The 25392-nt window shown below is 68.2% G+C and carries 19 protein-coding genes; 6 read left to right on the top strand and 13 right to left on the bottom strand.

The genetic code is table 11. The annotated features are described in order from the left end of the window. Window positions 1-7: 7 nt before the first annotated feature. Genes ACP96_RS02270 through glpA form a run of 3 tightly spaced genes read right to left on the bottom strand, consistent with a single transcriptional unit; the run spans window position 8 to window position 4712 of the window. Complete coding sequence (locus tag ACP96_RS02270; protein WP_050031969.1) at window positions 8-1561, bottom strand: anaerobic glycerol-3-phosphate dehydrogenase subunit C; 1554 nt, start codon at window positions 1559-1561, stop codon at window positions 8-10. Further along, window positions 1558-2937 (bottom strand): glycerol-3-phosphate dehydrogenase subunit GlpB, encoded by a 1380-nt coding sequence (gene glpB / locus ACP96_RS02265; protein ID WP_050031968.1) that lies wholly within the window; start codon window positions 2935-2937, stop codon window positions 1558-1560. Before glpB ends, ACP96_RS02270 begins: the two co-directional genes overlap by 4 nt. Continuing rightward, a complete protein-coding gene (gene glpA, locus ACP96_RS02260; RefSeq protein ID WP_050031967.1) occupies window positions 2937-4712 on the bottom strand; it encodes an anaerobic glycerol-3-phosphate dehydrogenase subunit GlpA in 1776 nt (591 codons plus the stop codon). The genes glpB and glpA overlap by 1 nt, the downstream gene beginning before the upstream one ends. A gap of 391 nt (window positions 4713-5103) precedes the next feature. Here glpA and glpK point away from each other — a divergent pair, with 391 nt between their 5' ends. The 4 genes from glpK (at window position 5104) to ACP96_RS02240 (ending at window position 10573) form a co-directional block, all read left to right on the top strand. Further along, window positions 5104-6642, top strand: a complete 1539-nt coding sequence (gene glpK, locus ACP96_RS02255; protein WP_050023433.1) for a glycerol kinase GlpK — start codon at window positions 5104-5106, stop codon at window positions 6640-6642. Further along, window positions 6643-7737, top strand: coding sequence for a hypothetical protein (locus ACP96_RS02250; protein ID WP_050031966.1), 1095 nt, complete (start codon window positions 6643-6645; stop codon window positions 7735-7737). Between the two features lie 241 nt (window positions 7738-7978). Then, on the top strand, window positions 7979-9151 hold the full coding sequence (locus ACP96_RS02245; RefSeq protein WP_050031964.1) for a Cdc6/Cdc18 family protein: 1173 nt from the start codon (window positions 7979-7981) through the stop codon (window positions 9149-9151). Window positions 9152-9886: 735 nt separating this feature from the next. Further along, window positions 9887-10573 carry a phosphoglycolate phosphatase gene (locus ACP96_RS02240; RefSeq protein ID WP_050031962.1) on the top strand — a complete coding sequence of 229 codons (687 nt, stop codon included), beginning with the start codon at window positions 9887-9889 and terminating at the stop codon, window positions 10571-10573. A gap of 95 nt (window positions 10574-10668) precedes the next feature. On the opposite strand, the gene ACP96_RS02235 is transcribed toward ACP96_RS02240, so the two are convergent. Continuing rightward, window positions 10669-11814 (bottom strand): acyl-CoA dehydrogenase family protein, encoded by a 1146-nt coding sequence (locus ACP96_RS02235; RefSeq protein WP_050031960.1) that lies wholly within the window; start codon window positions 11812-11814, stop codon window positions 10669-10671. A 104-nt stretch (window positions 11815-11918) separates the two neighbouring features. Between ACP96_RS02235 and ACP96_RS02230 the strand changes: the two genes are divergently transcribed. Continuing rightward, window positions 11919-12716 carry an RIO1 family regulatory kinase/ATPase domain-containing protein gene (locus ACP96_RS02230; protein WP_050031959.1) on the top strand — a complete coding sequence of 266 codons (798 nt, stop codon included), beginning with the start codon at window positions 11919-11921 and terminating at the stop codon, window positions 12714-12716. A 33-nt stretch (window positions 12717-12749) separates the two neighbouring features. Here ACP96_RS02230 and ACP96_RS02225 read toward each other — a convergent pair whose 3' ends face one another. From ACP96_RS02225 to ACP96_RS02200, 6 genes are read right to left on the bottom strand one after another with little or no spacing between them, the layout of a single operon-like run. Beyond that, entirely contained in the window at window positions 12750-13685 is a 936-nt protein-coding gene (locus ACP96_RS02225) for a DMT family transporter (protein WP_050031958.1), read from the bottom strand. A gap of 43 nt (window positions 13686-13728) precedes the next feature. After that, window positions 13729-14478 (bottom strand): ABC transporter ATP-binding protein, encoded by a 750-nt coding sequence (locus tag ACP96_RS02220; RefSeq protein ID WP_050031957.1) that lies wholly within the window; start codon window positions 14476-14478, stop codon window positions 13729-13731. Next, window positions 14475-15263, bottom strand: a complete 789-nt coding sequence (locus ACP96_RS02215) for an ABC transporter ATP-binding protein (protein WP_050023453.1) — start codon at window positions 15261-15263, stop codon at window positions 14475-14477. The genes ACP96_RS02220 and ACP96_RS02215 overlap by 4 nt, the downstream gene beginning before the upstream one ends. Then, on the bottom strand, window positions 15256-16440 hold the full coding sequence (locus ACP96_RS02210; RefSeq protein ID WP_050023446.1) for a branched-chain amino acid ABC transporter permease: 1185 nt from the start codon (window positions 16438-16440) through the stop codon (window positions 15256-15258). Before ACP96_RS02210 ends, ACP96_RS02215 begins: the two co-directional genes overlap by 8 nt. Next, complete coding sequence (locus ACP96_RS02205) at window positions 16437-17405, bottom strand: branched-chain amino acid ABC transporter permease (protein ID WP_050031956.1); 969 nt, start codon at window positions 17403-17405, stop codon at window positions 16437-16439. Before ACP96_RS02205 ends, ACP96_RS02210 begins: the two co-directional genes overlap by 4 nt. Window positions 17406-17414: 9 nt before the next feature. After that, window positions 17415-18746, bottom strand: coding sequence for an ABC transporter substrate-binding protein (locus tag ACP96_RS02200; protein WP_050031955.1), 1332 nt, complete (start codon window positions 18744-18746; stop codon window positions 17415-17417). Window positions 18747-18928: 182 nt separating this feature from the next. Here ACP96_RS02200 and ACP96_RS02195 point away from each other — a divergent pair, with 182 nt between their 5' ends. Further along, a complete protein-coding gene (locus ACP96_RS02195) occupies window positions 18929-19801 on the top strand; it encodes a proline dehydrogenase family protein (protein WP_050031954.1) in 873 nt (290 codons plus the stop codon). Window positions 19802-20492: 691 nt separating this feature from the next. On the opposite strand, the gene ACP96_RS02190 is transcribed toward ACP96_RS02195, so the two are convergent. From ACP96_RS02190 to ACP96_RS02180, 3 genes are all read right to left on the bottom strand, one after another. Next, window positions 20493-22523 carry an alginate lyase family protein gene (locus ACP96_RS02190; RefSeq protein ID WP_050031953.1) on the bottom strand — a complete coding sequence of 677 codons (2031 nt, stop codon included), beginning with the start codon at window positions 22521-22523 and terminating at the stop codon, window positions 20493-20495. Further along, window positions 22520-23734, bottom strand: coding sequence for a glycosyltransferase family 4 protein (locus ACP96_RS02185; RefSeq protein WP_050031952.1), 1215 nt, complete (start codon window positions 23732-23734; stop codon window positions 22520-22522). Before ACP96_RS02185 ends, ACP96_RS02190 begins: the two co-directional genes overlap by 4 nt. 245 nt (window positions 23735-23979) lie before the next feature. Continuing rightward, a complete protein-coding gene (locus ACP96_RS02180; RefSeq protein ID WP_050031951.1) occupies window positions 23980-24879 on the bottom strand; it encodes an NAD-dependent epimerase/dehydratase family protein in 900 nt (299 codons plus the stop codon). Window positions 24880-25392: the final 513 nt, after the last annotated feature.

The following is a 25392-nucleotide window of genomic DNA, read 5'->3' as shown; positions in this document are numbered from 1 at the left end:
CCGAATTCTACGCGCCGACCGCGTCCTCAAGGAGCTGGAGCGGGTGTTCGACCTCGTAGCCCGTGCCGTGTTCCATCTGCATCGCGCAGGTCGGGCACTCGGTCATCCCCACGTCGCCCTCGGCGTCCTCCATGTGCTCGAACATCTCCGCGCCGATCTCCATCGACTTCTCGTACTTCTCCGCCTTCCAGCCGTAGGTGCCCGAGATGCCGGAACAGGAGTCGCCCACGTCCTCCATCTCCACGCCGTCCACGTCGCGGAACGTCTCGACGGCCTGCCGAGAGAGCCCCTGATTGCGGGCGTGACACGGGGCGTGGTAGGCGAACGCCTGCTCGTCGGCGAGTTCGGTCCCCGCCAGCTCGCCCTCCAAGTCCTCGTTGATCCGGAGATATTCGAGCGCCTCGTAGGTGTGCTCGGAGACGTCCTCGATCCCGTGGATGTCGAACAGCTCGGGGTACTCCTGTCGGAGCGACAGCGAACAGGAGGTACAGGAGGCGATCACGTCGGCGCCCTCGCCGATGGCCTCGACGAGGTTCTCGACGTTCGTCTCCGCGTGCCGGCGCGCGTCCTTCAGCATCCCGTTCGCGAACATCGGCGTGCCCGAGCACTTCTGCGGGGGCACCATCACCTCGTAGCCGAAGTGCTCGTACACCCGCACCATCGCCTTGCCGACCTCCGGCGTGTTGTAGTTGGAGTAACAGCCGTGGAAGTAAGCGACCCGCTTGCCCGGGTTCTGGACCTGCGCGCCGCCGCGGGCCTTCCACCACTCGCGGAATGTCTCGGTGGCGAAGTCCGGGAACTCGCGGTCGCCCGCGATCCCGAGCACCTTCTCGCCGAGTTTCATCGCGCCCGGGATCTTCGTCGCGGCGTTCGCCAGCCGCGGCACCTTGCTCGCGATGGAGGCGAAGAAGCGGTAGTTCGAGAGGATTCGGTTCCGAATGTACTCTCGCGAGAGCTTCTCCATCTGCTCCTCGACGAACTGCCCGCGCGCCTCGTTGTGCATCTGCGAGAGCGGCACGGAAGAGGGACAGGCGTCGTCACAGCGCATGCAGTTCGAACAGGAGGTGATCGACTCGTCAATGTCGTGGTCGTCCTTGCGCTTGAGCCGCCACTGCTCCGGCCCCTGGAACTTCGGTCCCGGGAACTCCTCGTCGACCTCGGCGACCGGACAGGAGGTGTCACAGCTCGTGCACTTGTAACAGGAGTCGGCGCCCTCCCGCAAGTCGAGGTCGCCGCCCGGGAACACGTCCACCGGGTCGTAGGCGTCCGGGTCGAGTTCGGTCGAATCGCTCCCGCCGGTCGCGCTCTCGACGCCCCCGTCGGTGGCGGCGCGATCTGCGGCACGGTCGGCGACGCCGTCGCCGGTGGCGGGTCCCGCGCCAAGGCCGTCGTCCGACCCTGCCTCGGGCACCTCCCCGTCGTCGGGGACGAAGATCGACGGCTGCTCGTCGCGTCCCGCCTCCGGGACGCCGGGGCTTGCCGGGGGCTCAGTCCCGTCGTCGCGCTCCCCGTCGGTTCCGTTCCCCTCCTCCGCGTCGCCGTCGTCCGTGTGTCGTGTCATTGAGTTGCCTCCGTCGCCGCCCGCCGTCCCGCCGCGATCCCGGTCGCGAGCGACACTCCGCTCGCGGACTTCTCCCGGGCTGCGTCCGCGCCGCCGACGACCCCGCCGGCCGCGAAGACGTTGTCGTACTCCGGTTCCCCGTCCGCGTCCAGCGCGCGCGCTCCCTCGCCGATCCGGACGCCGAAGCGCGCGTACGGCTGGTCGCCGAACGCGTCGTCGACGAACCACTCGTAGCGGTCCGCCGGCTGCTCGACGTGGAGGTCGAAAATCGGCTCGCGGACGCTCTCGCGGTCCGAGTCGAGCCCCTTCCCGACGAGCCCCCCGGTCGCGAGCACGAAGGCGTCGGCGCCGTAGGGGGTCTCACGGCCCTTCCGGTCGACCGCGACCGTCTCGATCCGCCCGTCCGACTCGGTCTCGATCCCGACGACCGGGTTCCCGGTCTCGAACCGGACGCCCTCGGCGTCGAGCGCGTCGTACAGTCGGTCCTCCAGCCTGAGTCCCGGGAGGCTCGGCGGCCCCATCGGGATCTCGAACACGTCCGCGCCGAGCCGGTCGGCCAGTTCTGCGCGGACCTCGTCGCCGCGGTCGTCGCCGAGGAACGCCGGGAATCCGACGCGCTCGACGCGGTCCACGCCGCCCGCCTCGTCGACCACGTCGTGGAGGTGCGGACCGACGGCCTTCGCCAGCGCCTCGCGGGCAGGGGCCCCGCCGATCTCCTCGTCGTGGTCGAGCGCCTTCGCGAGCCGGGTGACCTTCGTGTCCGCGCGGAACGCCTCGGCGAACTCCACCTCCGCGCCGGCGACGTCGAACGGGACCCCCGCGGCCTCCAGCCGCCCGGCGAAGGCGCGCGCGTCGTACTCGGTGAGCGACCGGAACCCGACGATGAGCGCGGGTCGGTCGTCGCTCGCGAGCCCGGCCTCGGCGGCGGCCGGGTAGCGTGCGGTCGGCTTCACGCTCCCGCCGAACGTGGGGAGAAGGGCGTTGCTGTCGGTGTGCCCTCCGCGGTACGCGTCGCCCGCGAGGTCGTCGAACAGGGCCAGTCCCTCCCGGAGCGCGTCGGCGCCGAGGACACGGTAGGGGTGCGTCTCGGGGAGCCGGTCGATCGCCTCGAAGGGGTCGGCGAGCGGCCCTTCCGGGTCGGGCCACTCGTCGCGGTCGAGCTCGCGCCCGGCCGTAGGAGGTCCTTCGCGCAGGGGCTTCGCGGGCTCGGTCGCCGGCACGTACCCGAGCGCGTCGATCAGCCCGGAGGCCTGCCGGAGCGTGCTCGCCTTGTGAGAGACGAGGCGCACGTCGGCGCCCTCCCGGGCCGCCGCGATCGCCGAGGTGATCGCCGCCAGCCCGCCGCCGACGACCAGCACGTCGCTATCGATCGCCATCAGATCCCCCCATCGGTGGTCGCGTCGTCCGCTGCGCGACCGCCATCGGTCGCTGCGGTCCCGGCGTCGCCGCCCTCGCCGGCATCGGACCCGGCCGTCCCGCTCCCCGCGCCCGCGTCGAACGCCCCGAAGTCGACCTCGCGGTCGAGGTTCGCCGGGTCGCCGTCGCGGTTCATTGTGGTCGCGTGCAGCATGTGGTTCAGCATCGCCTGCGAGAGCTGACGCCCCCACAGCGCGTGGCGCTGGCCCTTCCAGCGCTCCTGGTACAGCTCGTCCTCCGCGTCGCGGACGACGGGCTCCGGGTACTCCTGCGCGAGCTCGGCGGCGATCCGGTGCGAACAGAACCCGCCCTGACAGTTCCCCATCGAGGCGCGGGTCCGCAGGCGGACCGCGTTGAGATCGCTGCCAGCATCGCCGATCGCGTCCTGCACCTCGGCGCGCGTGACGCCCTCGCACTCGCAGACGACGGGGTTCGGGTCGTACTGGTCGAGCACGCCGTCGGCGCGCGATCCGAGCCGCTGGCCCGACCGGCGGGCCACCGGGGATCGGAGCCCGAACTCGTCCATCAGCTCGTCCATGCGCGCCGGGTCCTCCGACCCCGGCAGCGGCGCGTCGGCGGTGTCGCAGGTCGCGTCGTGGCCGAGCGCGTCGCAGACGTGGTCGGAGATGGACTCGGCCATCATGCGGTAGGTGGTGAGCTTCCCGCCGACGATGGTGGTCATCCCCGGCAGGTCGTCGCGGTCGCCGTGGTCCAGGAGGAAGTAGTCGCGGGTGATATCGGTCGGGTCCTCGGTGCCGGTGCCGGGGGGTTCATAGAGGGGACGGACGCCCCAGAACGACCGGAGCGTCCGGGCGTCTTTCAGCGCCGGAACCAGCTCCGAGAGCGTCTCGATCATCAGGTCGACCTCCCACTCCTCCTCGGGGTAGTCCTCGGGGTCGTCGACCTCCTCGTCGGTCGTGCCGAGGATGCAGGCGGTCTCGTGGGGGACGATGATGTCGGCGTCGCCCTTCGGCCGACAGCGGTTGATCACGGTGTCGACCTGCCGGGTGTTCATCACCGTCATCACGCCCTTCGAGGGGCGCACCTCCACGTCGACGCCGGCCATCTCGCCGACGTTGCCCGCCCACGCGCCGGTCGCGTTGACGACGTGGCGCGCGCGGATCTGCTCGGTGGTTCCGGGCTCGCGGTGGACGCGCTTGCCGGGCCCGGTCTCGTGTTCGATCTCCACGCCGACGACCTCGCCGTCCTCGACGAGCACGTCGGTCACCGGGGCGTGGGTCTCGATCCGCGCGCCGTGCTCGCGGGCGTCGGCCGCGTTGGCGACGCAGAGCCGGAAGGGGTCGACCGCGCCGTCGGGTAACGCGATCGCCTTCTCCACGTCGCGCGCGAGGTACGGCTCGCGACGCCGCGCCTCCTCGCCGTCGATCACCTCGACGGGGATGTCGCACGCCTTACACCCCTCCAGCTTCTCTTGGAAGTACTCCTCGGAGTCCTCCGGGCGCTTGACGAACAGCCCGCCGGTCTCCTCGACGCAGTGGGCCGCGATGTCGCGGAGCACCAGGTTCTCCTCGATGCACTCGCGCGCGCTCTTCTGGTCGGAGACCGCGTACCGCCCCCCGCTGTGTAAGAGCCCGTGCATCCGCCCCGTCGTGCCGTGTGTCAGGTTCCCCTTCTCGACGAGCACCGCGTCGAGCCCCCGCCGCGCGAGGTCCCTGACGACGCCGCACCCCGTCGATCCCCCGCCGACGACGACGACGTCCACCTGTTGGTCCATATCGATCCGGTCGGACCCCGCCCACTTTACTTTACCTCCTACGGGGAGTCACCCATAACGATCAGGGACGTTCAAGTAGTACATTTGTTGTTGGATCCAGTTTATTTATATATTCACTTTTTCGACCGGTGCGAAATACAGATTTTAACAGGAAGATTATTATGGTAGTACATTATGTTCACGAGTGGCGTGGTAGCTTCCGTGAAGATATGTCGCGGCGGCGGCGACACCGGCTCGCCGGTCGAGACGCGGACGGTGGCTCGACCGGAGACGGGCCGGATGCGGCGTCGTGGTCGGTGGCTTGGGGGCGAACTGCTCTCCGGACCAAGGCCCGCCGTGCGGTCGGCGCCGACCCCGTAAGCGGACCAGCGCCACAGGAGGGATCCAACACATGACACAGTATGTCGGTGCGATAGACCAGGGGACGACCGGTACCCGGTTCATGGTCTTCGACCATGCGGGCCAGGTCGTCGCGAACGCGTACGAACAGCACGAACAGATCTACCCCAACCCGGGATGGGTCGAGCACGACCCCATCGAGATCTGGGAGAACACCAAACAGGTCGTCCTCGACGGCCTCGCCGACGCGGGGCTGGAGGCGGACCAGCTCGACGCGATCGGGATCACGAACCAGCGCGAGACGACGATCGTCTGGGACAAAGACTCCGGGAAACCGGTCCACAACGCCCTCGTGTGGCAGGACCGACGGACCACTGACCGCGTCGAGGAGCTGCAGGAGGCGGACAAGGTCGAGGAGATCCGCGAGAAGACCGGCCTCGAGGCCGACGCGTACTTCTCCGCGACCAAGACCGAGTGGATCCTCGACAACGCCGAGCCGCTCAAGATGCAGAGCTCCCGGGGCGGCGACCTCCGCGACCGAGCTCGCGACGGCGAGCTCGTGATGGGCACCATCGACTCGTGGCTCATCTACAACCTGACGGGCAACCACATCACGGACGTCACCAACGCCTCCCGGACGATGCTGTACAACATCCGGGACTTGGAGTGGGACGACGAACTCCTCGACGAGTTCGACGTACCGAAGGAGATGGTGCCCGAGGTACGACCCTCCTCCGACGAGGACTACTACGGCCACACGGACGCCGACGGCTTCCTCGGCGAGGAGGTCCCGGTCGCCGGCGCCTTGGGCGACCAGCAGGCGGCGCTGTTCGGCCAGACCTGCTTCGACGAGGGCGACGCGAAGAACACCTACGGCACCGGTTCGTTCTACCTGATGAACACGGGGAACGACGCCGTCGAGTCCGACCACGGACTGCTGACGACGATCGGGTTCCAGATGTCCGGCGAGCCCGTCCAGTACGCGCTCGAAGGGTCCATCTTCATCACCGGCGCCGCGATCGAGTGGCTCGAGGACGTCGACCTGATCAACAACGCGGCCCAGACCGCGGAGCTGGCGCGTTCGGTCGACTCGACCGACGGCGTCTATATGGTCCCCGCCTTCACGGGGCTCGGCGCCCCGCACTGGGACGGCCGCGCCCGCGGCACCATCGTCGGGATGACCCGCGGAACGAGCAAGGAGCACATCGTCCGGGCGACGCTCGAATCGATCGCCTACCAGACCCGCGACATCGCCGAGGCCATGGAGGCCGACTCCGGCGTGGAGACCACGACGCTCCGCGTCGACGGCGGCGCGGTCAAGAACAACTTCCTCTGTCAGCTCCAGTCGGACATCATCCAGACGGACATCGCGCGACCGGAGGTCGACGAGACCACCGCGCTCGGCTCGGCGTACGCCGCCGGGCTGGCGGTCGGCTACTGGGACAACGTCGACGAGCTCCGCGACAACTGGCAGGTCGACCGCGAGTTCAACCCCGAGAAGTCCCAGGGTGAGGTCGACAAGCTGTACAGCCGCTGGGACGACGCGGTCGAGCGCTCGAAGAACTGGGCGGTCGACGAGGAGGACGAGTAGATGAACGAGCTACTCCTTCAGATCCCGGTCATCGGGATGGAGGTGGAGCCGTTCCTGCTGCTCCTCATCACCGCCCTCGCCGGCGGGGCGTTCGGCGCCGCCATCGGCGCGCTGCCCGCGTTCATCTTCACCGGGTTCGTCGTCTTCCTCGGTGAGGGGATCGGTATCCTCCAGCGAGAGCTCGCTTCGGGGGTCCCGGCGATCGAACCGGGACAGCTCGCCGCCGGAATCACCGGCGTCATCGGCTTCGGGGCGATCACCGGCCCGCACATCGCGTTCGCGGGCGGCGTGGCCGCCTCGGCGTACGCCGGCAAGAAGTACCCCGAGATGAACCCCGCAGACGGCGGGTACCACTTCGGGAAAGACATCACGTACGCGTTCGGGACGAAGCCCGACATCCTCGCCGTCGGAGCGATCTTCGGCGTGATCGGGATGCTGTTCACGCAGGTCGCGAACGGCGTCTTCATCAACGTGCTTGAGATGACGCCGCCGACCGACTTCATCGCGGTGTCGGTGTTCGCGACCGCGTTCCTCGCGCGCCCCGTCTTCGGCTACCCGATCGTCGGGAAGCCGGCGGGCGACGGCTACCTCGACATGTCGCCGTTCGAGCGCGGCGAGGACCACCCGCAGGCCGACGGCGGACCGGAAGAACACGCCGGCCGCCCGGCGACCGAGCCGTGGCTCCCGCACCAGTACAAGTGGTCGGGCGTCACCGCCATCGGTCTCGTCGGCGGCATCCTCGGCGGCTACATCTGGCTCCAGACGGGGAGCATCTTCCTCGGCTACGGCATCTCCGCGATGAGCCTGCTGTTCCTGAACCTCGGGGTCGAGAAGATCCCGGTGACTCACCATATCACGCTTCTCGGCGCGGTGGGTGCAGTCGTCATCGACCCCGTCGCGGGCAGCGTGGTCGCGCTGCTGGCGGCCGGCGTTCTCGGGGCCCTCAGCGGCCTCGTGGGCGAGGTCACCCAGCGGCTGTTCTACTCGCACTCCGGAACCCACGTCGACCCGCCGGCGATGGCCATCGCGATCATGATGCTGGTCGTCGGTCTCCTCGCGATCCTCGGCGTGCTACCGAACGCCGGATACCTCTAACGCCGCTTGCGGGAATCGTCTCGGAGCGATTCCGCAGCGGCCTCGGACCGGGTCCGTGGCATCCCGAACCGGCCCGACCGCAGGACGCCCGTCGTGCGGTCGCAACGTCTGCTGTACGCGCACATGACCGAATCGCTGGACCCATCATGACACGTCACGCGAGACGCGGCCAAAATCCGGATCAGAGCGGTAGCGACCGCGCTTCGCTTCGGTTTTATCGGAGTATCGAGGAGGGTCGTCCGTGAACATCGACGACCGGATCGAGCGGCGGCTCGGCTACGACGTCGGAGCCGGGGTTCTCGTGGACATCGACGCCGTCTCCCCGGTGTCACACTCCGGTTCTCCGGTCGGTCGTGGACCGGCGATCGAGCGGCTCCTCGACGTGTTCGAGCCGGCCTTTGCCGGGTCGCTCCCGCCGAGCGCCTACGTTCACGGACCGAAGGGAAGCGGGAAGTCGGCTATCGTCTCCGAGCTGTTCGAGCGGCTCGCGTCTCACAGCGGCCCGCGACGAGCGATACAGACGTCGACGCGCGCGGTCGAGCCGACGCTTCCGGGCTTCGTCTACGTAGACGCGCGGCGGGCGTCGACTCGGTTCCGGATCTGTCACGCCACGCTGGACGCGATCAGCGACGACGCCGTCCCCGAACACGGGGTCGGCACGGACGAGGTGGCCGAATCCCTGCGGGACGCCATCGCGACCGGCCCCGACCTGGTCGTCGCGGTCGATCACGTGGACGAGCCGGAGACGCCGAGCCCGACGACCGTCGTCGAGTGGCTCACGGCCGTCAGCGACCGGGTCGTTCCGGTGTGTCTCGGCCGTGAGGACCCGGCGGTGATCGACTGGGACCCGGACGAGGCGGTGGCGTTCGAGCCGTACCGCCGCCACGTGCTCGTCGAGCTGCTGACGAGCCGGTGTTCCACCGGGCTCGGGCGGGACGCGCTCACCCACGACCAGATCCGCGAGATCAGCGAGTGGGCCGACGGCGACGCCCACGACGCGCTCGCCGCGATCGTCGGCGCGGCCATCACCGCGGAGCGCGCCGGCGCGTCGACGGTGCGACCGGAGGACCTCGACGCGGGGATCGAGGCGGTCCCGCGTCCCGGCGTCGCGCTCGGGCGGGTGCTCGCGCTCTCGGAGAGCCGGCGTCGACTCCTCTACGAGCTCGTGAGTCTGCCGGAGGCCGATCGGGCCTCGGTAAGCGCCGCGACCGAGACGATCGCCTCGCGCGAGGCGGTCGACCTGTCGCCCTCGACGGTGCGGCGCGTCCTCTACGAACTCGCGGACGCGGGCCTGCTCGACCGGGTGACGGCCCGCCAGAGCGACGGGAAGGGACGACCGCCGAGCCGGCTCGTCCCGCGGTTTCCGACGCTCGTGTTCCGCGAGCTGTTCGATCGATCCTCGTGGTCGGTTTGAGTAGCGTCGGCTCCGTTGAAACTATTCTTTAGACGCATTCCGTCTGAGTCAGCCAGTCGATACAGAGCGCTTTTTGATCGATAGCGGGAGTGGGTATTGCAGATCGTCGGTGGCAGGAGCGTATTTAAAAGGACATGAGCGACAGTGACGATCGCTTATAAAGAACGATGCGGTGGCGCGCCCCGGTGAGCGGCCCAGCGGGCCGCTCACCGACGGTGCGAGGGAGTCGCTGGCGCCGTCGGCGCCAGCGACGAGGCTGGGGAGGTGTGAGGCTGCGGTGCGGTTGCGGGTGGGTGGGATTCAAAGGGGCAGCCGTGAGGACGAAGCACGGCGACGGAAGCACCGCAGGGAAGGAGCGAAGCGATTGACCGAGGAGCGCATCGAGCCGCGCGAGTCCCGCGAGCGGAGCGAGCGGGACCACGAACGTCGCAGCCCGCGCAGCGAAGCGAGCAGGAACGACGTTCGGAGGTCCTCACGGCTGGGGCTTTGAAAGCCGTCACCACAGCACCACCAATCACGTATAAACAGCCGACAGCAACATCACTCGATCACTTATAAACGACACCACTCGCGGCGTACCATACCCACTCCCGCTATCACTCACCGCTGTTCCTTTACTGAGCGATTGAAACTGTAACATACCAACTTCTCAATGTTTCAACAGAACCGTATTATTAGCACTATTTTGTCGCCTACGAACGGAAGATAGTTGCGCGTCGTCGCCGCACGTCCGGTATGGTTCCGCCCCTCGTGCTGGACATCGACGGGACGCTGACGACGGCGAGCGGCCGGATCGACGCGCGCGCTTTCGAGTTGCTACCGGACTGGGACGCTCCCGTGGTGCTCGCGACTGGGAAGGCGTTCCCGTACCCGGTCGCGCTGTCGCACTTCCTCGGGCGCGCGGAAACCGTCATCGCCGAGAACGGCGGCGTCGTGCACGTCGACGGCGAGACGACGGTGCTCGGCGATTCCGAGGCCCCGCGGGCCGTCGTCGAGGCGTTCCGCGAGCGCGGCGGCGACCCCGGTTGGGGCGCCCGAGACACGGTGAACCGCTGGCGCGAGACGGAGGTGGCGCTGTCGCTCGACGCCGACGAGCCGCTGCTGCGCGAGGTCGCCGCGGCCGCCGGCGGCGACGTGGAAGTCGTCGACACCGGCTACGCGTACCACGTCAAGGCGACGGGCGTGAGCAAGGGGATCGGGCTCGAACGCGTCGGCGACGCGCTCGGGATCGACCCCGACGAGTTCGTCGCGGTCGGCGACAGCGAGAACGACGCGTCCACCTTCGCGGTCGCCGGCGAGTCGTACGCGGTCGCCAACGCTGACGGCGCCGCCCGGAACGCGGCCGATGTCGTGCTGGAAGACTCGTACATGGACGGTACTGCCGGCGTGCTCGCCGAACTGCGAGCGCGGGACGGAGAATAGGGAAACGGGGACCGTCAGACCTCGATCGCTCAGTACAGGCGTAGCGGCGAGGGATAACGGGAGTTGGTGTCGCAGTTCGGGGCAGTGAACGGTACTTAGAGCCCGATTTCGCGGCCCAACACCACGTGTTGGATCTCGCTCGTTCCCTCGCCGATCTCCATCAGCTTCGCGTCGCGGTAGAAGCGCTGCGGCGCGAAGTCGGTGGTGTACCCGTAGCCGCCGAGCGTCTGGACCGCCTCCTCGGCCACCTCACGGGCGGCCTCGCTGGCGTCGAGCTTCGCCAGCGCGGACTCCCGCGTCACCTCGTCGCCGGCGTCGTACGTCGTCGCCGCCTTGTGCGTGAGCAAGCGGGCGCGCTCGGTCTGCCGGTGCATGTGGACCACCTTGTCGCGGATCGCGTCGAACTTCGCGATCGGCTTGCCGAACTGCTCGCGCTCGCCGGCGTACTCCTTGGCGGCCTCGTAGGCGCCCTGCGCGAGCCCCACCGAGAGCGCGGCGATGGAGATTCGTCCTCCGTCGAGCGTCTTCATCGTCTGCGTCCACCCCTCGCCCTCCTCGCCGAGCAGGCGGTCCTCCGGGATCCGCACGTCGTCCAGCGAGATCTCGCAGGTGGGCGAGCAGTTGAGGCCCATCTTGTCCCAGACCGTGGTCACCTCGAACCCGTCGTCGTCGGGATCGACGATGAACGTCGAGATCCCGTCGTAGCCGGCGTCCGGATCGGTGACGGCCTTTACCAGCACGCTGTTGGCGACGTTCGCGTTCGTGATGAACTGCTTCGTCCCGTTCAGCACGTACTCGCCGGCGTCGGCGTCGTGCTCGGCGGTCGTGTCCATGTCCGAGGCGTCGGAGCCGCTGCCGGGCTCCGTGAGCGCCCACGCGCCGAGCTCGCCGCCCTCGGCGAGCGGTCGGAGCCACTCCTCCTTCTGTGCCGGCGTCCCGAACAACTCGATCGGCTTCGCGCCGAGCGAGGTGTGGGCGGCGTACGAGAGCCCGATCCCGCCGGAGACGCGGCCGAGCTCCTCGGTGACCAGCGCGTACATGAGCTGGTCGCCGCCGAGCCCGCCGTACTCTTCCGAGATCGGGACGCCCATCATATCTAGGTCGTTGAGATCGGCGAACACCTCGTCGGGGAACCGGTGTTCGTCCTCGATCTCCTGGGCGATCGGCCGGATCTCCTCCTCGCAAAACTCCCGCACGGTGTCGCGGATCATCCGGTGTTCCGCGGGCAGCTCGAAGTCCATGCGCAAGAATTGCGACGCGACGGCATAAACAGTACGAACGACCGTGATCGATTCTGGTGAGTCTGACGTGACCATTTATCAGTCGCGGTCGCCTCGGTCGGTCCATGGAGCTTCGTCGGATCGTACGCGGTCGCGTGGATTGGCCCGACATCGAGCGGGTCGTCCGCGAGCTGGCAGACCGGTACGACCGCGACGAGATGCGGGTGCGGTTCCTCGACGCCGACAACTGGTTGTCGACGCCGATGGTGATCGACGACGACCTGTTCGTGAAGGTGATCACCCGCCAGAACACGCTCGTCCACGCGCTGTTCACCACCGGACGCAACCTCGGCGCCTTCTCCGCGGGCACCGAGGGCTTCTTCGAGCGCTACGAGACCCCCTACGAGATGGCGCGCCACGAGCTGGAGGCGACCCGGAAGGTCCGCGAGATCGGCGTCAACGCCCCGGAACCGATCGAGGCCCTGGAGGTCGGCGACCTCGGCGTCGTCGTGCTGGAGTACCTCCCCGAGTTCCGGACGCTCGACGAGCTCGACACCGGAGACGTGGCCGCGCTCGCCCCGGCGCTGTTCGGGACCCTCCGAACCATTCACGACGCCGGGCTCGCCCACGGCGACCTCCGCGCGGAGAACGTCCTCGTTCGCGACGGCGACCTCTACGTCATCGACGCGACGAGCGTGAGCGAGGAGGGCCGCGAGTCGGCGCGGTCGTACGACCTCGCGAGCGCCCTCGCCGCGCTGGAGCCCCTGATCGGCGCGGCCGACGCCGTCGACGCCGCGCTCGACAGCTACTCGACCGACGAGATTCTGGCCGCCCGGCGGTTCCTCGACTTCGTCGCGATCCGGCCCGACCACGAGTTCGACGCCGCCGGGCTCACGGGCGAACTGGAGAAGCGGGCGACGTAGGGGGGGGATGGTCGCCGTGCGGTCGCCCGCGGATCACTCCGCGGCCACGTCCGGCGTCTCTTCCGTGGTTCCCGCGCGCTCCCGGCTCACGGCCCAGATCCCGGCGGTCATCAGCGCGCCGCCGACGAGGTATCCCGGTCCGAGCGCCTCGCCGAGCAGCGCCGCGCCGAGCGCCGCCCCGACGGCGGGCTGTGCGAAGAAGAAGACGGCGACCGTCCCCGCGGGCACGTACTCTAAGCCCTTGTACCAGAGGAACCACGCCGCCGCCGTCGACGCCAGCCCGAGGTACAGGACGGCGGCGGTCGACTCCGCGGTCACCGGGATGTCGGTCGGGGAGAGGCCGAGGTACCACAGCTCGCCGACTGCGAGGACGCCGAGTATCGGGAGGCTCGCCAGCGAGGAGTACGTCGCCGCGCGCAGCGCGCCGTGGCGCCTCACCACGGGCAGCCCCCAGACGGTGTAGCCGGCCCACGTCGCGCTGGCGACCAGGAGCAGCGCCACGCCGGCGGCGTTGCCGGCGGCCATCGATCCGAGGTCGTACTGGCCGGCGATCACGACTCCGGTCCCGACCCCGGCGACGGTCATCCCGCCCGCCTTCGCCGTCGTGACGCGCTCGCCGAGCACCGCCGCGCCGAGCAGAACGGTAAAGACGGGTGTGAGAACCGTCAGCAGCGAGCCCTGACTGGCGTTGGTCAGTTCCGTGCCGACGAACTGGGTGACAATCGTCAGGGTCACCCACCCGCCCAGCGCGACGAACGTCGGCCACTCGTCGCGGGACGGCGTGGAACCGCCCCGGCCGGCGACGACGATCCAGAGCGCGCCGCCGCCGACCGCGACCCGGAGGAAGCCGAGCGTCACCGGCGGGATCAGCTCGAACCCCCACTTGCTGACGACGTACATTCCGCCCCACAGCGCCGCCGCTAGGAGGGGAGCGAGCGCGAACGCGTATCGACCGATACCGGATGACATGCTATTTTGATCGGGGTTCGGGTGACAGAGAGACGGCGGGGACTCAGCCGCCGAGGTACAGCTGAGAAACCTCCTCGTCGTTGAGCAGTTCCTCCGGCGTGCCCTCGAACCGGACGGTCCCCTGATCGAGGACGTACCCCCGGTCGGAGATGCCGAGCCCCTTCGTCACGTTCTGTTCGACCATCAGGATCGCGGTGTCCATGTCGTTGACCTCTTGGACATCCTCGAACACGTCGTCGGCGGTGTTCGGCGCGAGCCCCGCCGACGGCTCGTCGATGAGCAGCACGTCGGGCTCCATCACGAGCGCGCGGGCGAACGCCAACACCTGGCGCTGGCCGCCCGAGAGCGTCTTCGCCTTGGCGGTCCGCTTCCGGTCGATGATCGGGAATCGGTCGTACAGCGTCTCTATCACGTCTTCGAGCCCGCCGTCGCGGGCGACGCCGCCCATCCGGAGGTTCTCGTCGATCGTTAACGAGCCGAACACGTTGTCGGTCTGGGGGACGTAGCCGATACCCTCGCGGACGATCTCCTCGGGCGCCATCCCCCCGATGTCGCGGCCGTGGTACTCGACCGTCCCCGTCCACGGCGTCAACATCCCGAACGCCGTCTTGAGGACCGTCGACTTCCCGGCCCCGTTCGGGCCGACGAGACAGACGATCTCGCCCGGGTCGAGCCGGACCGAGCAGTCGTCGAGCACCTGCACCTCGCCGTACCCGCTGTCGACGTTCGACAACGAGAGCACGGGATCGGCTCCGTCGGTGGCCCCTGCGGGCCGGGTGGTGTCGTCGATCATGTGCCGCCTCCGAGGTACGCGTCGATGACGCGGTCGTCGTTCCGGACCTCCTCCGGCGTCCCCTCGGTCAGGACGTGTCCCTGGTCTAAGACGACGATCGGGTCCGCCAAGTCCATCACGAACTCCATGTCGTGCTCGATGAGCAGGAACGTCGTCCCCTGCTCATTGAGCCGCCGGACCTGTTCTTTGAGCTTCTTCGCCAGCGTCGGGTTCACCCCCGCGACCGGCTCGTCGAGCAGCAGCACCTCCGGCTCGGCGAGCATCGCCCGCGCGAGCTCGACGAGCTTCATCTGCCCGCCGGAGATGTCGGTCGCCGGCTGGGTCGCGAGGTGGTCGATCTCGAACTCCTCCAGTATCCGCTCCGCCTCGGCGAGGTTCGCGGACTCGCTCTCCGCAACCGTTCCGGGCCGAGCGAACAGGTTGACGAAGGACTCGCCGGGCTGGTTCCGGGGACCGATTAACATCGCCTCCCGGACGGTCATCCCCTCCAGCTTGCGGGGGGTCTGGAACGTCCGGATGAGCCCGTGCTCGGCCACCTCGTACGGCTCCATCCCCGTCACGTCGGTCCCGTTCACCTCGACGGTCCCACCGTCCGGCTCGTAGAAGCCGGAGATGAGGTTGAACAGCGTCGACTTCCCGGCGCCGTTCGGGCCGATGAGCCCGGTGATCGTGCCGCGCTCGACCGCGAACGTGGCGTGGTCAGTGGCGGCGAGGCCGCCGAACGACTTCTGGAGGTCGTCGACGCGGAGGACCGCGTCCTCCTTCGGGAGCGCGCCCTCACTCATCGCCACCACCTCCCTTCTGCTCGCGGACGCCGCTCTCCGGCGTGTCTGGCGTCCCGCCCCCGTCTACGGCGCTCGGCCAGATCAGCTCCCGCTGCGGCGGGAGGACCCCCTGCGGCCGGTAGCGCATGACCGCGACGATCACGACCCCGATCAACAGCAGCCGCAGCGGCGCGGGGTCGATCGGCAGCGCAGCCGCGTCGTTGAGGAAGCGCGTCCCCTCGCGGATGGTGACGATGACGATACCGCCGAACAGCGCTCCGCGGTTGGAGCCGCTGCCGCCCAATATCACCGCGACCCACGCGTAGAACGTCGTGATCGGGTCCAGATCGCCCGGCCCGACGTAGAGGTTCAGGTGGGTGTAGAACACGCCCGCCAGCGCCATGATCAGGCTGCCGAGGATGAACGACTGCATCTTAAAGGAGTAGGTGTTCTTCCCGAGCGCTCGCGCGAGGTCCTCGTCCGAGCGGATCGTCCGCAACACCCGCCCCCACGGCGACTGGTGCGCGCGGTGCAAGACGAAGTACACCGCCCCCGCGAACATGAGCACCAACAGGACGTTCAGCGACGCCTGCCAGAACGCCGTCTCTAGAAGGACCGGAGATCCGGGGATCACCTCGAGGCGGAGCCCGGGCATCGCCTCCGGGAACGTCGAGAGGACCGGCCATCCTTGGAAGAATCCCGGGATTCCTCGCACCCCTCCGCTCCCGTTCGTCAGCCAGCGCTCGTTGAGAACGATCAGCCGGACGACCTCCGCCAGCCCGAGCGACGCGATCGCGAGGTAGTCGGCCCGGAGCCGGAGCGTCGGGATACCGATCAACAGCGCCAGCACGAACGCGACGACGAGCGCGACGGCGAGCCCGACGAGCGGGTTGAACCCGCCCGCGATCGGCGAGCTACTCGCGGTCATCAGCGCGGAACCGTACGCGCCGATCCCGAAGAATGCGGCGACGCTGAAGTTGATCAGTCCGGTGAACCCCCACTGGGCGTTCAGCCCGAAGGACAACAGCGCGTACATCCCGGCGAGCCCGACCAGGAACAGGAAGTAACTCGGGCCGAGCGCGCCGGTGAGCAGCGAGACGAACAGGAACAGCGCGAACGCGGCGCTGACGCCGAGCACCCACGCCTCGGGGCGTGTCAGATCCGCCAGCGCTCCTCTCGGATCGTCGACGAGGCTCATGTCGCTCCCTCCCCGGCGATTCCGTTTGGCCGGACCAACAGCACCACGACCATGATCACGAACGCAATCGCGTTCGCGTACTCGATGCTGATCAAGTTCTCAAGCAGGGTCGCAAGCCATCCCGGCCATATCGGTAGCGCCTCGATCACGTTGGAGAACACCGGTGTTAACTGGGTGATCATGCCGATGAGTAAGCCGCCTGCCATCGCGCCGTAGACGGAGCCGATTCCCCCGAGGATCACCGCTGCGAAGATGACCAACAGGAGGTTGAATCCCATCCGCGGCGAGAGCTGGTTGAACAGCCCGAGGAACACTCCGCCCGCGCCGGCGAGCCCGGCGCCGATGACCCACGTCCACAGCTTGACCCGCTTCGTCCGGATACCGCTGACCCGAGCGAGATCGGGGTTGTCCGCCATCGCCCGCATCTTCCGACCGAGGTCGGTGTACTGGAGCAGAACGTGGAGTCCGACGACGAGCACCGCCGCCGAGCCGACGATCGCCACGTCGTGGAGCGTCACCCGGACGCCGTACGGCACCAGCGCCTCGATCGGCCGTAACGCCGGGATGTCGAATCGGGTGACATCTGATCCGAACCGGATCTGGACCGCTGCGCGGTAGATGAACGCGATCCCGATCGACGTGATCAGCAGGCCGATCGAGTCGACGTCGAGCGGTTCGTAGATGAGCTTCTCGGTGCCGATCGCGACGACCGCCGCGACCGCGATCCCGACGACTAAGGCCGGGAAGAAACCGTACGGGAGCCCCAACACCGTGCCGCCGAGGCCGCCGACGGCGCTGATGGCGGAAAGCGTCACGAACGCCGAGTACGCGCCGATGGTCATCGTGTCGCCGTGCGCGAAGTTCGCGAAGTCGGCGATGCTGTACACCAGCGACAGCCCGATGCTGCCGAGGACGATGATGCTACTGTAGACCAGCCCGTTAGCCAGATATCCGAGGACGGTCATCGATCGGGATTAGCCTTCGATGAAGTCGATTCCCTCGTACGCGTGGTCTTGAACCTCTAAGACCTGAAGGAAACCGACTGGGTCTCCGTTCTCATCGAAGTCGATGGGGCCGCTGACCCCTTGGTAATCGACGTCGTCGGGACCACCGCCGTCCGCGAGGATCTGGCTGGCGGCCTCGAAGGAGGTCGCCTCTTCCCCCTCTGGGCCCGAGACGCGCCGGACGGTCTCCTGTAGCGCTGCGCCGGTGAACTCGTCGGCGGCCTGGATCGAGAGTGCCGCGTTGATCACGCAGTCGTACGCGTACGCCGCCCACGAGGTCGGCTGCTGGCCGTACTCCGACTCGAAGTCGGCGGCGAACGTCTGGTAGTTCTCCTCCTCGACGGGCGCGGAGGGGACCACGACTTTCATGCCCTCGATGCTCCCTTCGGGAACGTTCTCGAGAACGCCGTCGCCCTGGACGGAGTCGGCGCCGTAAAACTGCGCCTCGTAGCCCGACGAGAACACCTCGTTGACCATCGTCGTGAACTCCGCCTGGTAGGTGATGAACAGCCACGCGTCCGCGCCGGAGCTGTTCATCTCGGAGATGACCCCCGAGTAGGACTGCTGCTCTTGGTCGTGCGGATTGTTGTACGCGATGTCGCCGTCCCACGCCTCCACGAACGCGTCGGTGAGGCTCTGTCCGTAGTCGTTGTTGACGTAGGTGATCGCCACCTCGTCGTAGCCGTCGTCGGCGATGAGGTTCGAGAGCGCGAGCGACTGACTGCGGCCCGACGGCGACATCCGGAGCAGCCCGGGGAAGTCCGTGAGGTTGAGCCCCGTGGAGTTCTGGCTCAGTTGGACCACGTCGGTGTCCTCGACGACGCTCTCGTAGATCGCGAGCGAGACGCCGGAGCCGACCGCGCCGATGAGGAACGGGACTCCGTCTTGGTTGACAAGCTTCTGGGCGGCCGCGATGCCGCCCTGGTTCTCGCTCTCGGAGTCCTCGACGATCAGGTCGAGTTCGCGCCCGTCGATTCCGACCTCGTTGACCCGCTGTAAGGCGAGATCGACGCCACGCTGGTTGCGCTCCCCGAACGCCGACAGCGACCCGGTCAGCGAGTCGACCATCCCGATCTCGTACGCGTCGGTGTCCCCGCCGTCGCTTCCGTCGTCGGTATCGCTGCCGTTCTCGCCGTCGCTTCCGTCGCTGCCGTCCGCGCCGTCGTCGCCATCGCTGCCGTCGGATCCGTCTCCCCCGTCGTCGGTCGTACTGAGACAGCCCGCGAGGCCGACGAGACCCGCTCCGCCCGTCAGTTTCAGTAGCGTTCTCCGGTCAGTCTGGTCCATGATATCTCGTGACATATGTTACCTGTAGGGTCCGTGGACGTACGGGTATCTGAAACCCTACCCGCCCATGGTCGGTGCAGACGGATATCACCCTTTACGTGGCACAATATTTGCTGTAACGGGTTTTCATCCGCGAATATATCAAGAAATAATTGGTCGGGTGCCCTTATATCCCCGTCGGGAACTCCGGTGATCGTATGATACCGCCCATCGCGAGCAATTTCGTCGCCGGGGAGACGCCGGAGGCGGCGCTCGCGCACGTCGAATCCCTCAACGAGCGCGGCGTGGCCGGCATCCTGAACCTCCTCGGCGAACACTACGAGGAGCGGTCCGCCGCCGCCGCCGACGCCGACGCGTACATCGACCTCGTCGAGGCGATCGCCGACCGGAACCTCGACGCCTGCGTCTCCGTGAAGTCGAGCCAGATCGGCCTCGACATCGGCGACGACGCCTTCCGGGAGAACCTCGCGCGGATCGTCGAGGCGGCCAACGGCTCCCCTGCAGCCGGCTCGGACGACACCGGGACCTTCGTCTGGATCGACATGGAGGACCACGAGACCACGGACGTGACGCTCGACGCGTTCGAGCGCCACGCGACCGCGACCGACGGGAACGTCGGCGTCTGCGTGCAGGCGAACCTGAAGCGCACGCGCGAGGACCTCGAACGGCTCGCGGACCTCCCCGGGAAGGTCCGGCTCGTGAAGGGCGCGTACGACGAGCCCGCCGAGATATCCTACAAGAAGAAGGCCCGCGTCGACGAGTCGTACCGCGACTGCCTCGCGTACATGTTCGAGGCGTTCGACGACGGGGTCGCCGTCGGGAGCCACGACCCCGCGATGATCGAGTACGCGAAGGAGCTCCACGCGGAACACGGGACCCCCTACGAGGTCCAGATGCTGATGGGCGTCCGCGAGACGGAGCAGTTCGACCTCGCTGCCGACCCCGACGTCGACGCCGACGTGTACCAGTACATCCCGTACGGCTCCAAGTGGTTCTCGTACTTCTACCGGCGGATCAGAGAGCGGAAGTCGAACGCGCTGTTCGCGCTGCGGGCGGTCGTCGGACGCTGAGCGGTTGGTCGGGGACCAGCGATTAGGGGTCGGGGATCAGCGGCTGTCGAAATCCGATTCTTCGGAGATGTTCGATTCCGGATCGGCCATTCGCTGAAGAGCGCCTCTTGATCGATAGCGGGAGTGAGTATAGCGAGTTGGGTGAGTGGTGGTTTATAAGTGATCGAGTGGTGTTGCTGTCGGCTGTTTATAAGCGATCGATAGTGCTGCGGTGAACACTGCCAAAGCCCCAGTCGCTGAGGACGGTGCACGCTCGCTGCGCTCCTCACTCAGTCGCTACCGCTCCTTCGCTGCGGTGCTTACGTCGCCTGCACCGTCCTCGCGGCAGCGAGGCGCTTCGCGCCTCTGGCAGCCGGCGGCGAAGCCGCCGGCGACTGCCCCTTTGAGTCCCGCCCCGCACCGCACAGCACCTCACACCTCCCCAGCCTCGTCGCTGGCGCCGTCGGCGCCAGCGACTCCCTCGCACCGTCGGTGAGCGGCCCGCTGGGCCGCTCACCGGGGCGCGCCACCGCATCGTTCTTTATAAGCTATCTCACGATCGCTCATGTCTTTTTAAATACGCTCTTGCCACCACCGATCTGCAACACTCACTCCCGGAATCGACCGTCGATGTATCGTCACCGATCGCAATTAGTTCGAGTTAACCGCCCGCTAAGGGGTTTAACGGGACCTCTCCCTCCTTAGTGCCCGCCTACCCGGCCTCCGAGTCGACCGTCAGGAGGGTCCGTACCTCCTCGCCCGTCGGCTTCGTGACCGCGATCATCGGCCGGAGTCGCTCTTGGCCATACTCCGGGAAGTAGGGCGATTCCGTGAGTCGCACGCGCTCCGTTCCGGGGAACCGGAGCGACGCGATCCGGTCGCCGTCGGCGCGGATCGCGAACCCCTCAGTCCCCGACCGGAGTTCGCTCTCTGGATCGGGGTCGGCGTCCGGCGCCGCATCGTGAGGCGCCACGGGCGCTCCGTGCACATCGACGCTCGGGTGAAAGTGGTAGCGGACGGTGTACGTCGCGTCCGGGTCTCCGGTGACTCGGTCGATGATCCGCCAACCCGGGGCCGTCTCCGCTCCCGGGGCCGAGTCCGACGCCGACTTCGGCGCCGCTCCCGATTCCTCCCCCCTCGTCGCCACCGATCGACGGTGTTCGTACGAGGGGCCGGCGAACGAGTCCCGGGCGTGGCTAGCGGCGATCCGGTCGTGTTCGTCGGCCTCGACCGCGACGTTCGTGCGCTTGCCCAGCATGTAGCTGCCGGCGGTCGGAATCGGCTCGATCCCGTCGTACTGCGCGGTGTTGTGGGCCGCCACGCTGCGGGCGTACTGCCGGCGCGCGTTCGCCCCGTAGTCGTACACGCCCGTGTCCGCGAGCACCTGTCGGCCGTCGACCCACAGCAGGACGCCGAGTTGGTCGTTGTGCGAGTGTGCCGGGAGGTGCGGCGGCCCCACGTCGCCCACGTCGAAGAGGAGGGTCCCGTCGCCCGTCGAGAGCGTCCGGTAGCCGGAGCCCGCCGGGTGGTGCCGCGAGCGTATCGCCGGCGTCAGCGAGCACGCCCGACAGTACGCCAGACAGGTGGCCGCGCGGATCGCCTCCCCGTGGACCGAGTCGTTCAACAGGGGGATCTCTCCCGAGGGCTCGACGAGCGACGAGAGGAATCCCATCGCGTGCTCGGCGACGGTTCCGACCGCGGTCGTCGGGCGCCCGACCGCCGACAGGAGGTCGGTCGCGGTCGCGTACCGCCGGAGGACTGTGGCGTGATACATCGGGCTGCGTTCGAAGTGCCCGCCGTCGGCGAGGAACTGCCGGTTTCCGGCGCGCTTGAGCAGCTTCCGGCCCGCTCGCACCCATCCGGTGTCGTGGTCGCGGAAGAGCACGCCCGCCGCGCTCAGCGCCGCGGCGTTCTCGATCAGGTGGTTGCCGCCGATCTCGTGTTCGACGTGGTTCGCGAGGAACAGCGCGTTCCGGTAGATCATCCGGATCAGACGGTCGGGGACCTCGATCTCCTCGTCGCCGGCACACCAGGCGACGTAGCGCGACCAGGCGAGTATCCGGAGCGACACCGAGTGCGGAGTCCACGAGCGTCGGAGGTACGCCGCCTCGCCGATCGGATTCGAGGCGTCGAAGTCGAACGCCTGCGCTTCGAGCCGCGACCGGCGGTCGTCGAGCCCGGACGGCGACCCGTGACCGAGGGCGAGCCACTCGAACCCCTCGAACGAGGCGAGTTTGAGCCGCCAGAAGATCGGCCGCTCGTCGATCGCCTCGCGGTCCCAGTCGATGCGGTCGCCGAAGTCGATCGTGTGATCAAGGAACGTGTACCGGCCGTCGGCCGCCTCGTCGGCCGCCGCGCGGTAGTCCGCGCGCTCGGTCTCCGAGAGGCTCTCCCGGAGCCGATCGAGGTTGGCGCGGATCGGGCCGGGCGTGATCGAGAGGTCGTCGGGGACCCGTCGGTCGTACCGCTCGTCGAAGTCGATCGGGAGCCGCGGAACGACGGCGTGCCGGAGCCGACGCTCGACGATCCCGGCGAGTTGGACCGGCTTCATGTTGTAAATCGTGTGGGACGCGATCGACCAATCTTCGGGGCGTCGGAGCAGGCCCCGGCCGTCGTCCGAGCCGCCGTGATCTCGGCTCGAACCGCCGCGTCCCCACTTCGGTGTAGCCGGTACGTCCCCTCCGACCGGCGCGTCAGCGCCGTTTTCGCGCCGCTCTGCCGGGGTTCGGAACGAGTCGCTCATCGCCCGGCCACCTCGTCGAGGATCCGGCCGAGTTCCTGAGCGACGACCCCGCGATCGTACCGCTCGGCCATGTGTGCCCGGCCGCTGGCGCCGAACTTGTCTCGGCGCTCGGCGTCTGACAGCAGATCGTCGAAGGCGGCCGCGAGCCTCTCCGCGTCGTTGTCGACGAACAGGCCGCCGCCGGACTCGTCGATCAGCGCCTCGATCTCCCCCACGCCGGTGGCGACGACCGGGAGTTCGCAGGCCATATACTCGTACGCCTTCGTCGGCACCGCGTACTCCAGCGTGTCGTCGCGTTTCAGGGGGGCGACGCCGATCATCGCGCCGTCGAGGATCCCCGGGATCGTCTCACGCGGCACGAGCCCGGTGAATTCGACGCGGTCGCCCAGTTCTTCCTCGGCGACCAGTCGCTCCAGCCGGTCCCTCGTGTCCCCGTCGCCGATAATCCGGAGGGTCGCGTCGTCGGACTCGACCGACGACATAGCGCGGATACAGGCGGCCAGGTCCTGGGCGTGGCCGACGTTCCCCGTGTAGACGATCGTCGGCTCGCGGTCCGCGTCCGCGGGTCGGAACGCCTCGGTGTCGACTCCGTTCGGCAGGTGTCGGACGGTCTCCTCGTCGAGGCCGTACCGGTCGACGAGGTCCTCGCCGAGCACCCGCGTCGTGACGGTGACGCGGTCGGCGGTCCGCAGGACGAGCCCCTCGTACCACCGGCTCGCGCGTTCGATCGCGCCTCCTTCGTCGATGAACCCGAGACCGACGGCGGCGTCGATCCAGAGGTCGCGGACGTCGACGATCCACGGCGTATTCGTCAGCAGGCCGAACGGGAGTCCCGCCAGCCCGGTGAAGATCGGCGGGGAGGAGGTGACGATCGCGTCGTACTCGCGGCGATGGATCAGCAGCCAGAGGAACGCGTGCAGCGGGAACAGGACGTAGTAGGCCATCCGCGCGAGGAATCCGGGATCTTCCGACGTCGGCTGCCACGCCCAGAGCCGGTGAGCGGTGACGCCGTCGACCGTCTCCGTCGTCTTGCGCTTCCAGGAGCGATCGAACTGTCCGTGGGGAAACGCCGGCGGCGGGGCGAGCACCGTGGCGTCCCAGTCGCCCTCGGCGAGGTGCGAACAGGTGTCGCTCACTCGGGAAGCGTTGCCGGATCGGTCGGGCGGGTAGTGCTGGGAGACGACGACGACGCGTGGGGAATCGTCCGCCATCCGTTATCGCGTCGGCGGAGCCGGTCGGGTCGGTGAGGGCCGCCGGGTCGGGTGTCGTTCGGTGGGCTGTCCTCGACCGATCGACTGATCGGTCGGCTGATCGGTCGACCGTCTGCTGAGCGAAGCGAGCTGTGAGTTCATGGTCGGAGCGATGGCGCGTCCCGATCGGACGCGCCGTGTCACTGTCCCGGCGTACCGCTCTCGGGGCTATTGTTACGGAGTCGCTAAGCCGCTGAGGGGTCCTTTTACTCCCCGCGGACGAGCGTGTCGAGCCCCGTCGCGAGGTCGACGGTCGGCTCGTATCCGAGTCGCTCTCTCGCGCGAGAAATGTCGGCTTTGCTGTGTCGAACGTCCCCCTCGCGGGCGTCGGTGTGGACGATCGCCGAGTCGCTTCCGACGGCTTCCCGCACGCGCTCGGCGAGCTCGGTGATCGTCACCGACTCGCCCGTCCCGACGTTGTACCCGACTCCCACCGCGTCGGTCTCGGCCGCGAGGCGGTTCGCCCGGACCACGTCGTCGACGTGGACGAAGTCGCGGGTCTGTTGGCCGTCTCCGTGGACCGTCATGGGGTCGCCGCTTCGCGCCTGTTCGAGGAACGCCTCGATGACGCCGGCGTAGTCGCCGCCGGTCTGGCCGGGGCCGTACACGTTGAAGTACCTGAGCGCGACCGTCTCCACGTCGTACAGCTCGTGGTACAGCCGGGCGTAGTGGTCGGACGCGAGCTTCTGGAGCCCGTACGGCGAGCCGGGCGCGAGCGTCGCTGTCTCCGAGACGGGGACACCGTCGGGGTCGCCGTAGATCGCGGCGCTCGACGCCAAGACGACGCGCGCGTCGTGGGTCCGGGCGGCTTCGAGCACGCGCAGCGTGCCGGTCGCGTTGACGGAGTGGCTCTCCACGGGGCGCTCCACCGAGTCGGCGACGCTCACGAGGGCGGCTTGGTGGAACACCACGTCGACCCCGGCGACCGCCTCGTCGAGGATCTCTCGGTCCCGGATGTCGCCTTCGATCGCTCGAACGTCGTCCGGCAAATCGGTTCCCGGATCCACGTCGAGGACGCGGACCTCGACGTCACCGCGGAGCGAGTCGACGAGCGCGCCGCCGATGAATCCGCCGCCTCCCGTAACGAGCACACGCTGTGCGTCCATGATGGCTCCCGGTTGGCCCGGTGCCGGGTTTAGTAGGCGGTGCCTTTCGGGGGTTCAGTAGGGTGATCGCCGGGACCCGCGGCGAGATCGTCGGCCGCGGCGAGTCGCGTGGCGGTCGCTCAGTGTTCAAAAGGGGGACCCGGACGTTGCAAAACACAGGTGCTGGCACACAAGCTGGTTTGCGACCGGTGTCCCAATCCATCTTCGCAGTCTAGCGGTATTAAGCTGCTGGAAATTCGTGAGGGGTATTCTCGTGACACACACTACGGCTGTAGTCAGTGGCTTTCGTCCGGCGATTCTCCGAGGCACCGACAGTTATGAATCTCTTTTGAGCGCTTTAGCAGTGATTCCGGTGTTGCGGCTCTGTCGAAGAGGAAGACACAGGTGCGTGTCGTGGATATCTCTCAGACGACATGGGTGAAGCGGGTCAGTTTGAGCCGATGATCGGCACGAAGGGCTCGAAGGGTAACGCTCGTCCGGCACGCGAACCCGACAAACGAACGGGACCGAGGC

The organism is Halorubrum halophilum, from assembly GCF_000739595.1.
In the GTDB taxonomy this organism is placed as follows: domain Archaea; phylum Halobacteriota; class Halobacteria; order Halobacteriales; family Haloferacaceae; genus Halorubrum; species Halorubrum halophilum.
The sequence above is the reverse complement of the archived record's forward strand: the minus strand, read 5'-3'. Positions and strand labels throughout refer to the sequence as shown.

Bases quoted from the DNA above. Each gene is read 5' to 3' on its own strand.
- ACP96_RS02200 (WP_050031955.1), bottom strand. From the start codon at position 18,746: ATGTCACGAGATATCATGGACCAGACTGACCGGAGAACGCTACTGAAA.
- ACP96_RS02205 (WP_050031956.1), bottom strand. From the start codon at position 17,405: ATGACCGTCCTCGGATATCTGGCTAACGGGCTGGTCTACAGTAGCATC.
- ACP96_RS02190 (WP_050031953.1), bottom strand. From the start codon at position 22,523: ATGAGCGACTCGTTCCGAACCCCGGCAGAGCGGCGCGAAAACGGCGCT.
- ACP96_RS02250 (WP_050031966.1), top strand. From the start codon at position 6,643: ATGAACGAGCTACTCCTTCAGATCCCGGTCATCGGGATGGAGGTGGAG.
- glpB (WP_050031968.1), bottom strand. From the start codon at position 2,937: ATGGCGATCGATAGCGACGTGCTGGTCGTCGGCGGCGGGCTGGCGGCG.
- glpK (WP_050023433.1), top strand. From the start codon at position 5,104: ATGACACAGTATGTCGGTGCGATAGACCAGGGGACGACCGGTACCCGG.
- ACP96_RS02185 (WP_050031952.1), bottom strand. From the start codon at position 23,734: ATGGCGGACGATTCCCCACGCGTCGTCGTCGTCTCCCAGCACTACCCG.
- ACP96_RS02210 (WP_050023446.1), bottom strand. From the start codon at position 16,440: ATGAGCCTCGTCGACGATCCGAGAGGAGCGCTGGCGGATCTGACACGC.
- glpA (WP_050031967.1), bottom strand. From the start codon at position 4,712: ATGGACCAACAGGTGGACGTCGTCGTCGTCGGCGGGGGATCGACGGGG.
- ACP96_RS02195 (WP_050031954.1), top strand. From the start codon at position 18,929: ATGATACCGCCCATCGCGAGCAATTTCGTCGCCGGGGAGACGCCGGAG.
- ACP96_RS02235 (WP_050031960.1), bottom strand. From the start codon at position 11,814: ATGGACTTCGAGCTGCCCGCGGAACACCGGATGATCCGCGACACCGTG.
- ACP96_RS02270 (WP_050031969.1), bottom strand. From the start codon at position 1,561: ATGACACGACACACGGACGACGGCGACGCGGAGGAGGGGAACGGAACC.
- ACP96_RS02230 (WP_050031959.1), top strand. From the start codon at position 11,919: ATGGAGCTTCGTCGGATCGTACGCGGTCGCGTGGATTGGCCCGACATC.
- ACP96_RS02180 (WP_050031951.1), bottom strand. From the start codon at position 24,879: ATGGACGCACAGCGTGTGCTCGTTACGGGAGGCGGCGGATTCATCGGC.
- ACP96_RS02240 (WP_050031962.1), top strand. From the start codon at position 9,887: ATGGTTCCGCCCCTCGTGCTGGACATCGACGGGACGCTGACGACGGCG.
- ACP96_RS02215 (WP_050023453.1), bottom strand. From the start codon at position 15,263: ATGAGTGAGGGCGCGCTCCCGAAGGAGGACGCGGTCCTCCGCGTCGAC.
- ACP96_RS02220 (WP_050031957.1), bottom strand. From the start codon at position 14,478: ATGATCGACGACACCACCCGGCCCGCAGGGGCCACCGACGGAGCCGAT.
- ACP96_RS02225 (WP_050031958.1), bottom strand. From the start codon at position 13,685: ATGTCATCCGGTATCGGTCGATACGCGTTCGCGCTCGCTCCCCTCCTA.